Annotated in this window: 12 protein-coding genes; 6 read left to right on the top strand and 6 right to left on the bottom strand. The window is 49.9% G+C overall.

Annotated elements, in window-relative coordinates:
* Positions 1-133: 133 nt before the first annotated feature.
* Positions 134-1,564 (bottom strand): Na+/H+ antiporter NhaC, encoded by a 1,431-nt coding sequence (gene nhaC / locus ABD892_RS21310; RefSeq protein WP_345198166.1) that lies wholly within the window; start codon positions 1,562-1,564, stop codon positions 134-136.
* A gap of 323 nt (positions 1,565-1,887) precedes the next feature.
* The gene (locus ABD892_RS21305; protein WP_345198165.1) at positions 1,888-2,682 is read right to left on the bottom strand and encodes a hypothetical protein; all 795 of its coding nucleotides are present in this window, start codon (positions 2,680-2,682) and stop codon (positions 1,888-1,890) included.
* Positions 2,683-3,039: 357 nt separating this feature from the next.
* On the opposite strand from ABD892_RS21305, the gene ABD892_RS21300 reads away from it, so the two are divergent.
* Positions 3,040-4,476, top strand: coding sequence for an anion permease (locus ABD892_RS21300; RefSeq protein WP_345198164.1), 1,437 nt, complete (start codon positions 3,040-3,042; stop codon positions 4,474-4,476).
* Between the two features lie 18 nt (positions 4,477-4,494).
* Here the strand turns inward: ABD892_RS21300 and ABD892_RS21295 are convergent, their stop codons facing one another.
* From ABD892_RS21295 to ABD892_RS21280, 4 genes are all read right to left on the bottom strand, one after another.
* Positions 4,495-4,941, bottom strand: a complete 447-nt coding sequence (locus ABD892_RS21295) for an avidin/streptavidin family protein (RefSeq protein WP_345198163.1) — start codon at positions 4,939-4,941, stop codon at positions 4,495-4,497.
* Between the two features lie 73 nt (positions 4,942-5,014).
* A complete protein-coding gene (locus ABD892_RS21290) occupies positions 5,015-6,007 on the bottom strand; it encodes a serine/threonine protein kinase (RefSeq protein WP_345198162.1) in 993 nt (330 codons plus the stop codon).
* 125 nt (positions 6,008-6,132) lie between these two features.
* Positions 6,133-8,529, bottom strand: a complete 2,397-nt coding sequence (locus ABD892_RS21285; RefSeq protein WP_345198161.1) for a ricin-type beta-trefoil lectin domain protein — start codon at positions 8,527-8,529, stop codon at positions 6,133-6,135.
* Between the two features lie 21 nt (positions 8,530-8,550).
* Entirely contained in the window at positions 8,551-8,997 is a 447-nt protein-coding gene (locus ABD892_RS21280) for a ComF family protein (RefSeq protein WP_345198160.1), read from the bottom strand.
* Between the two features lie 508 nt (positions 8,998-9,505).
* On the opposite strand from ABD892_RS21280, the gene bioB reads away from it, so the two are divergent.
* From bioB to bioD, 5 genes are read left to right on the top strand one after another with little or no spacing between them, the layout of a single operon-like run.
* A complete protein-coding gene (bioB, locus tag ABD892_RS21275) occupies positions 9,506-10,564 on the top strand; it encodes a biotin synthase BioB (RefSeq protein ID WP_345198158.1) in 1,059 nt (352 codons plus the stop codon).
* A 4-nt stretch (positions 10,565-10,568) separates the two neighbouring features.
* Positions 10,569-11,747: an 8-amino-7-oxononanoate synthase gene (gene bioF / locus ABD892_RS21270; RefSeq protein WP_345198157.1), complete on the top strand. Its 1,179-nt coding sequence runs from the start codon at positions 10,569-10,571 to the stop codon at positions 11,745-11,747.
* Positions 11,744-12,487: an alpha/beta fold hydrolase gene (locus ABD892_RS21265; RefSeq protein ID WP_345198156.1), complete on the top strand. Its 744-nt coding sequence runs from the start codon at positions 11,744-11,746 to the stop codon at positions 12,485-12,487. The genes bioF and ABD892_RS21265 overlap by 4 nt, the downstream gene beginning before the upstream one ends.
* On the top strand, positions 12,484-13,296 hold the full coding sequence (gene bioC, locus ABD892_RS21260) for a malonyl-ACP O-methyltransferase BioC (protein WP_345198154.1): 813 nt from the start codon (positions 12,484-12,486) through the stop codon (positions 13,294-13,296). The genes ABD892_RS21265 and bioC overlap by 4 nt, the downstream gene beginning before the upstream one ends.
* Before the next feature lie 17 nt (positions 13,297-13,313).
* Complete coding sequence (gene bioD / locus ABD892_RS21255) at positions 13,314-13,988, top strand: dethiobiotin synthase (protein WP_345198153.1); 675 nt, start codon at positions 13,314-13,316, stop codon at positions 13,986-13,988.
* Positions 13,989-14,083 lie beyond the last annotated feature (95 nt).

Below are 14,083 nucleotides of genomic sequence, written 5' to 3'. Positions count from 1 at the left end.
TTAACAGTACCGGGTACCCAGGTGCAGGGTGCAGGCCTGGATCGGGATGGGCGCTCTTTATAGAGGGTTTTACGGATAGTGCAATCCGTAGATTAACTGACGGGCGTTCCATTGGAGCGCCCGTCGGGAGGGATTAGCTGGCTGCAGCGGGTGCTGCACAGCTGTCATTGCTGACGGTTGCAGGGGCTTCTGAAGCTGTGCTGATGAATTTACCCAGCATGGTGAACACAATGGTCAGGATGATGCAGGTAAAGCTCAGCCACATGTACGGCAGGTAGGCGAGTGTTGGGACGCCCAGTACGCCGGCCATGAAGATACCGTTGTCGCTCCAGGGCACCATGCCGCTGGTCAGCGTGCCGCCAAACTCCGCGTTACGGGACAGCATTTTGCGATGCAGACCCAGGCGGTCGTAGTTTTTAGACATAATCTTCGGGGTCAGGATCAGCGACACATACATGGCGCTGCCAAAGATGTTGGCCAGGAATGCCGTGAACAGGGTGGACACCGTCAGGTTGCTGGCGTTGGTGATGAAGGCGCTCATCTTGTCCGCAATGACCTGCAGGATGCCCACACGATCCAGCAGACCGCCAAAGCCGAGGCCGAAGATGATCACGGCAACAGATCCCAGCATGGAAGCAATACCGCCACGGCTCAGGATGTTGTCAATGAAATCAACACCAGACGTGATGCTGAACGGGCTCCAGGCGCTCTGCACGGCAGAGATCAGGTCTTTGTGCTGGAAGGCGATGGCCCAGATCACACCCAGTACGGCGCCAAAACTAATGACCGGGAAAGACGGCTTTTTGTTCGCCAGCAAGGCGATAACCAGCACGACTGGCACAAAGGCCATGGGGCTGATGTTAAAGCTCTGTTCCAGGGCGAGCATGACGGTTTCAACCTGCGCCATGTCGACGTTGCCGCCATACTGCATGCCGGCAAAGGTGAACATGATGGCGGTGAGAATGTAGCTGGTCAGGCTGATTGGCAGCATGCCCTTGATATGCTCAAAGGTTTCCACGCCGGACATACTGGAGGCCAGGATCACACTGTCAGACAACGGAGACAGCTTGTCACCAAAGTAAACGCCGGACAGGACGGCGCCGGCAACCAGCGGCAGCGGAATGCCCAGACCTTCACCGATACCCATCATGGCAATACCGGCGGTACCCGCTGCGCCCCAGGAAGTCCCTGTGGACAGTGCGGTTACGGAACAGATGATCAGGGTGGCCAGCAGGAAGATGGAGGGATGAATGATCTTCAGGCCGTAGTAAATGATCCCGGGCACAATACCGCCGGCAATCCAGGTGCCGACCAGTGCGCCGACGGCAATCAGAATCAGGATGGCGCCCATCCCTTTGGAAATTCCCTGGGTGGCGGCCTCTTCGAGATCTTTGTAGTTATGGCCAAGCCAGATGCCCAGCGCCATGATGATAAACCAGGCGATGTAGAGAGCGAGCTGAATGGGGAGATTCAGCAGGGAGGTAAAGGAAAACGCCAGGCCAAGAAAGCCGGCAAGGCAAATAATAATCTGCGTGATTGTCGGTAGTCTTGTGTGTTTCTGCATCCAGTCCTCTCAGGCTTTATAAAATGGAGTGTGGGAGGTTGGCGGAAGTCTATCAGTGTGAAACCGGCAAAAACCCTTCGGGGAACTTGCATATCTGCTTCGGTACGATCGTATGAAAATAGTGGATTAGACGGTTGTTTTTGTTCTTGTGTAGTGGTTATTCTGTAGTTGTTGTGTTGGATACTGTAAATTGATGTCAATTCATCCCTGTTTAGTGGAAATAGTCGTCGGATGATTTAAATTCAGTGTTTAGATGCCGAAATCAAAAAAAGAAAGTTGAATTAAAAATGTGTTGAATTAAGTGTCCATCCTCCTTGATAGGCTTAGTCTGCTGGTACGCTATCTAATACTGCCTTTAATTGTGACAGTGTATTGTGGATAGGATGATCTTTATGAAGGAAATCTGGTAGTAGTTGAGACTCAAGTGCATCAGTTAATGTCCTGGCTTCTGTTAAAGCATTTCTGGCGTGAACAAGCGTATCTTCTTGTTTTTGGATGGCTTCAGCTTTTCTTTTTCTACTTTCGTTCGCAGCTATTTTGTTTGTGTACTTTCTTAGTAACGCCCTCATGGTTTTGAGGTAGTCTTTTTGGTGCTGTGAATTGGTGATGTTCTGAGCAAAATAGTCATAGACTATTTTAATCACTTCTTTGTCGTGATCTATGAAATAGCTGTTGAGTTCTGGTGTGACCAAAACATTTCCTGCTCCATCCTTGAATTGATGGCACCATGACATTGGATCATCGCCGGGGTTAATTATCTGGTGTGAACTGTCTTGTTTCACGTAAGTGGCGCCATTCAATACCTCAGTTCTACCTTGGGACGGTATTTCAATGACATTGTTTCGGGGAATAAAATAGATAATGGTTTCCCTTGTCGGTTTATGTAGATCAGCAGGCTTTCCTGTTAGTAAAGAAATACCTTTTGCACTTTTCTTCGCGGGAGTCATGTCCTCTCTTTGAGAAACGGTTGCTATTGATACCTGACGTTGTTTTTTCGGTTGATGCGGTACTGTCTGTCCTGAAGGAATAGTGCTTGCCGGGTTATTTAGCACAGTTAACGGAATACCATGATAGGTCACAGGATTACTTGCATTATTGCTATCGTGGCTAATAGTCACTTCGCTTACCTGTTCAGTAAGCCAGGGAGACGGTGATTGGAAGTCGGTTACGGTGAACCTGGTTGGGAGACTATTGTGATTAATATCCATCAGTTTCTGTTATTTGCTTGTACTAAGACGTGTGACGAAGAAGTAGTTGAAAAGTTCATTTTTCCTTAACTCATTCGATTGTTTTTTTGAGGTTTTTTGGGGCACGTATCTGATTTTGACTCTTTAGTTAGTGAAACTATCTATCTACGATTCATCACGGTGACTTATGTGATAACGGCTAAACTTGCAGTCAATTCTCAATAGGGAAAGCTACTGGGATGTATTTATGCAGGGATAGGTGTTCAGGCTTGCTGATGAGGTAACACCGTGACTGCTTCTCTGGTAAAAAAAATCATGCCGCTTTTGGTGGCCGTCGTCGTGTGGCTGATACCGGTGCCGGATGGCTTATCCTCCGATGCGTGGTCCTATTTTTCGTTATTTCTTGGTGTAGTGGTGGCGCTGGTATTGGAGCCGGTGCCTGCAGCGGCGGTGGGACTGATTGGTATTGTGATCGCCGTTGTGTTTCGGTTGGTTGCGGTGGAGCCGGGTGCTGAGGTGACGGCCAAAGCGGCGATTAACTGGGGACTGTCGGGGTTTAAAAACAGTACGGTCTGGCTGATCTTCGTAGCCTTCATGTTTGCGTTGGGGTATCAGAAATCCGGCCTTGGGCGTCGCATCGCATTGTTTCTGATCAAGAAGCTGGGGCGAAGGAGTCTTGGGATGGGGTATGCCGTGGCGCTTGCTGATCTGGTTCTGGCACCTTTTATTCCTTCCAACACGGCACGTAGTGGCGGTACCATTTTTCCTATCGTTAACAATATTCCTGCGATCTACGGTTCAACACCTGAGCAGGAACCCGAAAAAATCGGGCGCTACCTGTGTTGGACCGGTTTTGCCGCGACGTGTGTCACCAGTTCCATGTTCCTGACCGCGTTGGCGCCTAACCTGCTGGCCATGTCGATTGTGGAAAAGCTACTTGGTACTGAGATCGGCTGGATGGTCTGGTTTACCGGATTTTTGCCTGTCGGCATTATTCTCTTTCTGCTGGTTCCATTGATCAGCTATGTCATCTGTCCGCCAACCATCAAACTGTCTGAAAGCATTCCGGATTGGGCGGGAAAGGAACTGTCTGCGCTTGGTCCACTCAGTGGTGCTGAGAAAAAGATGGCGTTGCTGGCTCTATTGGCGTTGTTGTTGTGGATATTTGGCGGCAGCCTGATGAATAGCACGACGGTCGGTTTGTTAGTCTTGTGTCTGATGATGTTGAGCGGTGTTGTGAGCTGGGATGACATTATCGGTAACAAGCAGGCATGGAACGTCCTGATCTGGTTTGCCACCCTGGTTACACTGGCCGGCGGACTTGGGCAGACAGGGTTTCTAGCTTGGTTCAGTAGTAAAGCCGGTGTCTTGTTAACCGGCTATGCACCGGAGTTGGTGATGATGCTGATGGTTATTCTGTTTTTTGTCCTGCACTATTTCTTTGCCAGTATCACGGCTCATGTCACCGCGTTGTTGCCAGTGTTTATTCAGTTATCCATCGCTGTTCCGGGCTTGTCTGAAATGAAACTTAGCCTGCTACTCTGTTTTACTTTGGGACTCATGGGCGTCATTACACCCTATGCCACGGGCCCGGGACCCATCTGGTATGGTTCCGGTTTTATTCCTGCAGGTATGTTCTGGAAGCTTGGCTTTATTATGGCTATTGTGTTTCTGGCAGCGCTGGTGCTGATCGGTTTTCCATGGGTCAATGCCATGGTGCAGTGACCCATTATTACAATGCTGTTAGTCAGTATTTGTTACGCGGGTATACACATCCCGGTTAAAGAACCAGGCGCTGATTGTGTCATGGCCTTTCTTTCTGGCGACCCAATGGGTTTCAAGGGTGCCGTCTTCCGTCAGGTAGCCAGAGATAGATAAGACAGACGGTGAACCACAGGGCTTAAAGTTAATCATCATGGAAATGGCGTTATCGTTGTAAGTTGCCAGCACCGGCAATGGGTAATCAGCGCACTCTGGGGTTACCACCACAGCGGCATGGAAAACACCTTCGATGATATCCTGTCCGGCCGGTCTGATAGAATTCACGTTGCCTAACTCCAGCGTTGAGCCACGCTGATTTTTCCAGGCACCTTGAAACGCCTGACCATTATCCGAGTGGAGTGCGCTGGCGTGACTATGGAGGCAAAAAGCGAGCAATGTTGCTGGAATGAGTGTTCGATAAGCAGACATCTATGGTTACACCTGAATCGTTCAAAGTGACTAAGCATAGATGCCTGTGAGCTATCTCGCTGGCAGCAGCGGTTTAGTAAAGTGTGAGTACCGGTTCATCCAATGCAGCGAGCTGCTCGCGAAGTTCCAGGATGTGGTCGGCCCAGTAGCGCTCGGTATTGAACCAAGGGAATGCCATAGGAAATGCAGGGTCATCCCAACGTCTGGCGAGCCAGGCGCTGTAGTTGATGATGCGCAGGGTGCGAAAATATTCAATCATATTCAGTTCTACCGGATTGAAATCGTTGAACTCCGCGTAACCGTCCATTAGTTCTGATAATTGTGCCGTTTGATTACTACGGTCGCCGGACAGAAACATCCAGAGATCCTGAATCGCCGGGCCATTAACGCAGTCATCAAAATCGACGAAGTGGAAATACTCATCACGCCAGAGGATATTTCCGCAGTGGGCGTCACCATGCAGGCGAATTAGATTGTAGTGGTATTCATTCTTGATGCGTTCAAGCTTATCAACCAGGTCATTGGTCAATGTGGTATAGGCAGGTAGCAGTAACTCCGGAATAAACTGGTTATCCAGCAGATAGGCAATGCTGTCTTTGACGAAACGCTGCAGGGTAATACCGGGTCGATGAGCAAACGGTTTGGTTTCACCGATCTTGTGGATTCGGCCCATCAGGCGACCGAGCTGAAACAGATGGTCGGGGTTATCCAGTTCCGGCGCGTGGCCACCACGGCGTGGCGTCAGCGAAAACAGGAAACCATTGTATTCGTGCAGGGTTTTACCATTATCAAGCTTCATCGGGGCGACAACCGGCAGTTCATTGTCTGCCAGTTCCAGTGTGAAGTCGTGCTCTTCCTCGATCTGCTGCCGGGTCCAGCGGCCAGGACGGTAAAACTTGGCAATAACCGGCGCATCATCTTCCAACCCCACCTGGTACACCCGGTTTTCATAACTGTTCAGCGCCAGTATTCGTGCATCGGTTAGCATGCCCGCAGACTCGACCGCATCCAGCACCGTATCGGGAGTGAGTGGGTCGTAGGGATGGTTCTGCATAGCATTGCTCATTCGGACATCCTGAGATTGTATAAAGGTGTGCTAAGTCTAAACCTTGGGGCTGTCTTCTTGCAGTCTTTTCAGATTATCAAGTGTCATGAAATGGTAGTACCTGTATAAATGATGCACAGAGATGGCTAGTGCATGAATGAATGCTGCTGTGTAATGCCAATAACGTCGCGGGAGTTGGGTAACCTTTTAAAAGCATGCCAGGATATGGGCGGGATAGTAGTGTTGCTTGTAGTGACAATTTTATCCTCAGAGATGGCCAGATATTCACCTGAGTAATGAATGATATGTTGGTTGGACCAGAACCATTTTTGATGGATGTTGAGAGAGCAAGGCTGTAATGACAACGTATTATTATCTTTTGTCAGGCAATGGTCGGGCTGTGCTGCAGAGTGGTAGCGTTGTTGATTGTCCATTCCCCAGATTTGCTGTTGGGAAAGTACGCAAGGAGTAAGGCCGATCATGTGCTCATTATGATTTTGATTGTCTACTGCGCTAAGGCATAGGCCTGATGGCGCACCAGCCTTGTCAGTTTCCAGGGATGCATACGACTCAGGCCTGAAAATAGTGGAGCCCCAGTTAATAGTGATTTTTTGCCTGAGATGAAGAGTGGTTCCTGTTTGTTGCCAATCATCATGGTTTTGGAAAAGAAACTGATAACGAATACGCCCCTCAAGTGCGACAGGTTTGACTGAGGCGGTTAATGTAAAAGTAGATGGTGTGTTTTTGTCTGCAGAAGTCTGAAATGTTGCTGAAAATCCAGGAATGAAATGGGCATAGGCGGCAGGTGAAAAGTGTACATCATCAAAAAACCAGTCATTATTCCATAGAGGGGCTGCTGTATGAGTCCGCCATAAGTGGCTGTATTGATCAAATTGCCGACTCCATAACCAATATGCCCTGGCTTTTGGTGTGCTTTTGGAGAGGTTAATCACGTCATATTCTTCATTTCTATAGGTAACAGAACGCTCGCTGATATAGTGGTTTCCAATTTGTATGGCACTCCTTGGCATGCGCCAGTGTGATGGGATGTCTGCATAGATAGGTTCACGCCATTCGTTGGGATTGATCGAATAGCGTTGAAAATAATCATCTTTGTGCATCAAGTTGCCATATCTGTCATAGGTATAGCTGCAGTCAGGATCAAGAACCAATCTTATGAGGTGGCTGGTAATGGCTCTACCGTCAGTGGTCTCTACAAGTAGTTTTTCTATAGGACGGCCTTTATTATCCAGAACGTGGATGTGTGTATAACTGGCATCTGAGTCTATGGATGTTGAGCTGCTGTAGCCACTGGCATCTGAGTCTTCGGATGAGCTGCTGTACACACTGGCATCTGCGTCTAAGGATGGATGGCTGTAGTCACTGGCATCCGAGTCTTCGGATGAGCTGCTGTCATCATCAAGAAATGTTTGTTGTTGATCACCATGAATCTGAGTTGCTGTGACATGTGTAAATACTCCAATAGCAAGTTTTGTTACTGAGTGGATCTTTGACCATCTGGGGCGATTGGGTGGAATGGTATTGTATAGGCGAACCTGATCATCATCAGAGGCGATCTCTATGGCGTAGTGATCTGCAATTGGGCCATACCAGGTATCTCGATCAGTCCAACTGAGAAAGCGGGTGTGCTTATGTATAGGGCGATCAGTCAGGTACCAGCCAGCACCCCCTGTTGATTCTGGATCCATGGTAATACGAAAGTATTTTGAATTATCTGTAGCGCTATTGGGGGGATCAATAGAACGGATCAGGTCAATGATGAAAAAGAGGGAAACACTGGCGTTGTTATCACAGGCGTCTGCCAGGTTATCAGACCATGATGACGTTTTTGGGATGATGTTGTCCTGAAGTCCGCTGCCGACTAAGCAGGGAAAGTTAATATAGCGAAGCTCCACAGGGATAGAAATCTCTGGGCGCCAATCCATAGGCCAGGTGATGGATCGTTGATGATTGTCCTTATTTGTTTGATCCAGCCATGTATCCAGTATTTCAGTTGATGCCCGGATGACTTTTTCTACTGGATTGTCGCTACTCCCTTTTGGCCTTATAGGGCTTTTGTTTGGGGGGGGAAACGAGATTGATTTAATTTCAGGCATGTCATGGCGGTTTCTCCGAGTGAAAATGATATCACCTGAAAGCGAAATTCCCGTTATATCGGCGCATATCCTTTCTTGCTCATTTTTTTTGTTTTCTGAGGCGTCGAGAACAATAAGGTTTCCATGCAGGAAAGCACTTTTTGCATAGGCTAATTGATCAGTAGAAAGTGTATTCGTTGTATTTATATAGGTGAGTCCGGATGGGTCATTCAGAAGATCCTGATATTTATTGATGACGCCAAACATGGCTTGTTTTGAAAGTGTGATGCCGTAATCACTGGGATCATTAATTAATGTAAACGCGGGATGTATAGTTGCATTACATGATTTATAAAGAAACAGGTTTAATGAGAGTATGAGAAGTATTACCAGTTTCCAGCAGATAACAAGGTGATGCATATGAGGAAGTGAGTCGCAAGGTTTCATAAAGTATCTGTCAGTACGTTCTTAGGTGGGTGTTCTGGCGATACACCAGACATCAACTGTTTTGGCATCATGCTGTTTCAGCAGGCGGCTTAACTCATCAACGGTAGCGCCAGTGGTCACAATGTCATCAAACAGAGCGATATGACGATAATGAATTTCTGAACACGAAAAACTATTCCTTACATTCCTTCGACGTTGCGTTGGTGTTAAATCCAATTGAGGCTGGGTTGCCTGCTGTCGGGTCAGTGATTTGTGGTCCATAGGAATTTTCATGTGCCGGCTGATATGTCGGGCTAAAACGGTTGATTGATTGTAGCCACGTTTCAATAGTCGGCCGCGGTGCAGTGGTACTGGCAGAATCACTTCGGGTAGTGGTTCAGAGCGATAATGTTTCTGAAGAGTTTCTGCCATCAAGTTGGTCAGTGGAAGGCTGAAAGCCAGATCGGCGTTATATTTCAGCTGTTGCAATATGTTGGATACCGGTGGTTGATAAAGCAAAGCGGCCGTACAGCTGTCAAATGATCGCCCTTGTTTCTGGCAGATACCGCATAAATGGCTATCACCAGGGTGAGGTAAGGGATTACTGCAGAGAGTGCAGGCATGCTGGATACGAGGCAGGCTGTCCCTGCAGCCTTTGCAAAGTCTTTCCGGCCACTGGCAGGCACCCCGGCATAACAGACAGGACAATGTAATCAATGATTGCAGTTTGTGTTTCAGGGATTGGATCATGTTATTTCTTGCTAAGATTGTTGGTCATATATCGTCCATGATGAGCAAGCAGTGTGGTACAAAGTCAGGCTAGTTGCAGAAAAGCGTGAACATTTTTGCTGGTTAATAAATAGCCTTCTGTCAACCTATGGTGTACTGGGTCGGTTGACAGTGGCGCATGCCGTCATACAATGCGAACCATAACGCTGGTTTCGGCTCGAACCGGGACGGCATCAGAAGCAGATAATGACGACAGCCGAAGGCCACGATGAATAATACCGACAGCCTGGTCCGCAGCGACTGGACCCTTGATGAAGTCGAGCAACTTTTCACCCTTCCTTTCAGTGATCTGATGTTCCGCGCCCAGCAGGTGCACCGGCAGTACTTTGATCCGAACCGGGTTCAGGTCAGCACCCTGTTATCCATCAAGACGGGCGCCTGTCCGGAAGACTGCAAGTATTGTCCCCAAAGTGGCCATTACAACACCGGGCTGGACAAGGAAAAGCTGATGCAGGTTCAGAAGGTGCTGGAAGAGGCGGAACTGGCGAAGAAAGCCGGTGCAACCCGTTTCTGCATGGGCGCGGCCTGGAAAAATCCGCCAGCGAAAGATTTCCCCTATGTGTTGAAGATGGTGGAAGGCGTCAAGCAGCTGGGGCTGGAAACCTGCATGACCTTGGGTAAGTTGACTCAGGAGCAGACGCAGGCGCTGGCTGAAGCCGGTCTGGATTATTACAACCACAACCTGGATACCTCGCCGGAGTTCTACGGCAGCATTATCACTACACGTACCTATTCCGACCGTTTGAAAACATTGTCGTATGTTCGGGATGCCGGCATGAAAATCTGCAGCGGGGGTATTGTAGGCATGGGCGAAACCATTCGTGACCGTGCCAACCTGCTGATTCAGCTGGCCAATCTGCCTGAGCATCCGGAAAGTGTGCCGATCAATATGCTGGTCAAAGTAGAGGGAACGCCGCTGGATCATGTGGAAGATATTGATCCATTCGACTTTGTTCGCTGTATCGCCGTTGCCCGGATCATGATGCCGAAGTCCCATGTTCGCTTGTCTGCCGGCCGCGAGAACATGAATGAAGAGATGCAGGCGCTGACCTTCCTCGCCGGTGCCAACTCTATTTTCTATGGTGAAAGACTGCTGACCACGCCGAACCCTGAAGCCCAGAAAGACATGCAGTTGTTTAAACGGTTGGGCATCAAGCCAGAAGAACGGGAAGAGTGCCAGTCTGAAGCGGAGCAGGAAGTCCGACTGCAGGAACAGATTCAGGCTCAGCAAGATAGCGAATTCTTCTACAACGCAGCGCAGGCGTAAGCCCATGACAGCCTTTGCGCTGGATGCGGCGCTGGCGGAGCGCCGTGAGCAGTCGTTGTATCGGCAGCGTCTGCTGGTGGACGGGCCACAGGAGCCGGAGTTAATGGTAGACGGTCAGTGTTGTCTGGCTTTCTGCAGTAATGATTACCTTGGCTTGGCGAACCACCCTGACGTTATCAACGCGTTTAAAAAAGCGACTGATATCTACGGTGTAGGGGGCGGCGCGTCTCATTTAATAGTCGGCCATAGTCGTGCGCACCATCAGCTGGAAGAGGAATTGGCTGAATTCACCGGGCGCTCGCGCGTACTGCTGTTCTCAACAGGCTATATGGCGAACCTTGGTGTCATCAGTGCACTGCTGGGTATTAGCGATGCTGTTTTTCAGGATCGCCTGAACCACGCCTCCCTGTTGGATGCTGGACGACTGTCCGGTGCGCGTTTCCAGCGTTATCTCCACGCAGACTGCGAAAATCTCGAGCAGCGCCTGATGCGTTCAACGGCACACCGGAAGCTGGTGGTAACCGACGGCGTGTTCAGTATGGATGGTGATATTGCGCCATTGCGTGAACTATCAAAACTGGCTCGCTCCCATGATGCCTGGTTGATGGTAGATGATGCCCACGGCTTTGGTTGCCTTGGCAATGAAGGTCGTGGTTGTGCAGATTATTTTGATTTATCGCAGGATGATCTACCTGTGCTGATGGGCACACTGGGCAAAGCTTTTGGCACAGCCGGTGCTTTTGTAGCGGGCAGTGAGGCGTTGATAGAAACCCTGGTACAGTTTGCCAGAACCTACATTTATACCACCGCCATGCCGCCAGCGATTGCTGAGGCTACCCGTGTCAGTCTCAATATCGTGCGTAAGGAATCCTGGCGACGTGAGCATCTGACAACTTTGATTCAACGGTTTCGCTCTGGGTGTGAAACACTCGGTATTCGGTTGATGCCATCGTCTACCCCCATACAGCCGATTGATGTCGGCTCGGCTGACCGGGCATTAGAAATGAGTCGTGCGCTTGCGGATAACGGTATTCTGGTCACCGCCATCCGGCCGCCGACGGTACCACAGGGTAGTGCCCGTTTACGGGTAACCTTCAGTGCAGCACATACTCCGGAACAAGTAGATCGCTTATTGACGACCTTGGAAGAGGTTGTTCGAAAAGTACCAGAGGTGGAGGTATGAAACAGCGGATCGTTTTGATCGCGGGTTGGGGGATGCCTTCCGCGGTGATGCAGCCGCTGGTGGATAAGCTATCAGGCCGTTATACAGTCAATGTCGTTTCTTTGCCGGGTTTTAACGAGCAGGGAATGATAGTTGATACTGTCAGTTGGCCAGCCATGATTGATGCATTATCCAACTATCTGGGTGGCGATTCAGTAATTCTGGTGGGTTGGTCAATGGGCGGACAATTGGCCACCTTGTTTGCCGCTATGTATCCCCATCAGGTTAAGGGACTACTGACACTGACATCCAATCCCTGCTTTGTACAACGCGACGATTGGCAGGATGGGATGCCTGAAACTGTTTTTGCTGAATTTGAGCATGGAGTATCTGTGTCGTGCTCTCAGACACTGAAGCAATTCGCAATGCTCTGTTCTCAAGGGGGAGAACAGCAACGAGAAACCGTGAGATTTATTCGGAAGGTTCTGGTCGATTGGGAGCCTGACGCTGAGCAATTGTCGTCACTTCTGACATTACTCCGAGAGGCAGATACACGCTCGCAGCTTGCTGATTTGACCTGTCCGGTAACGCATTGGGTTGCTGAGCAGGATGCGCTGGTACCGTTCTCGTTAAGCCGAGCGCTATCTGAACGTTATCCAACACACATCATTAAAGCCGTTGAAGGAGGACATACCTTCTGGTTGGAAACACCTGACATTATTGTCAGCGATATCGATAAACTGGTGCGGGGGAACGCATGATCCAATACAAAGAAAGCGCTCTTTACCCACGACACCGGCAGCGAATAGCGGAGAATTTCAGCCGGGCTGCCAAAACGTACGACAGTGCTGCAACGTTGCAACGGATTGTGGCTCGCAAGGCCATGCTTGGTCTGCCTTCGGTGTTGGAGTTGGAACGCGTTCTTGATCTTGGTTCGGGAACCGGAAGCCAGACGGTGGAACTGCAGCAGCGCTATCCCGGGGCGCAGGTTGTCGGTATGGATATGGCCATGGGCATGCTCCAGCATGCTCAACGACAGTTATCGGAACCCGCGTTTTCATGGTGTGCCGGCGATATTGAAGCTTTGCCATTTGCGAGTGATTGTTTTGATCTGGTGTTTTCCAGCCTGGCAATCCAGTGGTGTGAATCGTTGACCTCTGTTTTGCAGGAAGTGCAGCGTATCCTGAAACCGGGTGGTTATTTCGTTTTTTCTTCACTGGCAAGCGGCAGCCTGATGGAGCTGGCCCAGGCATGGCGCAAGGTCGACGGCTACAGCCACATCAACCATTACGAAACCCTGGATGTCCAGACGCAGCAAGTCGCAGCCAGTGGTTTTGAATCAGGTTCCCTGAAACAGCAGGCGGAAGTATTGCACTACCCAGATGTGAACGTATTGCTGAAAGAGTTACGGGCGCTAGGTGTGAATACGGTGACGGAAGGGGCTCGGCAGGGATTGATGACGCGACGTCGTTTACTGGCCTTCCGCGATGCTTATGAAACATTACGTGTGCCTGCAGGCCTGCCACTGACGTATCAGGTGGTGTACGGCGTGCTGCGCAAACCTCGTTGATTAACACAGGATGCTGTATGCCTAAAGCGTATTTTGTCACAGGAACGGATACGGATGCCGGTAAAACCCTGGTGAGTTGTGGCCTGCTGGAAAAAGCACGGCAGAAAGGATTGACGACAGCTGCAGTAAAGCCAGTATCCGCCGGTTGCGAAGAGACTCCCGAGGGGCTGCGAAATGGTGATGCTCTGGCACTGCAGCAGGTGATGACCATGGAGATGCCTTATGAACAGGTGAACCCGGTCGCTTTCCTTCCCCCTATAGCACCACATATTGCTGCGCAGGACGCTGGCCGTATGATTACTGCTGATCGATTGGCTGGCATCTGTCGTGGTGTATTGATGAAACGGGCGGATTTCACTCTGCTGGAAGGTGCTGGTGGCTGGCGGGTACCGCTGAATCCCCGGGAAACTCTGGCGGATCTGGCGCGTATGCTGCAGTTGCCGGTTATCCTAGTTGTTGGCATGAAACTGGGTTGTCTGAACCATGCCCTGCTGACGGCAGAAGCGATTCGACGGGATGGTCTGACCATCGCCGGTTGGGTGGCCAATTCGGTAACGCCGGATATGGCTCGGCTGGTGGAAAATACCCTCACTCTGGAAGGTGAACTCGGCGCTCCCTGCCTTGGAGAAGTCCCTTATCTTGATACCGCAACCCCTGCTGTTGCCGCAGAATACCTGAATTTGCCCGTCTGATTGTTTGCATCAGGGACCTTAACTCCCGCTTAACGATCTGAAGAAGTAAGGCTAAATTGAATGAAGAGAGCGTCCCCTGTGCTCTTCAGGCAAAA

Origin of the sequence: Kistimonas scapharcae (assembly GCF_039540975.1) — a bacterium.
GTDB classification, from domain to species: Bacteria; Pseudomonadota; Gammaproteobacteria; order Pseudomonadales; family Endozoicomonadaceae; genus Kistimonas; species Kistimonas scapharcae.
The sequence above is the reverse complement of the archived record's forward strand: the minus strand, read 5'-3'. Positions and strand labels throughout refer to the sequence as shown.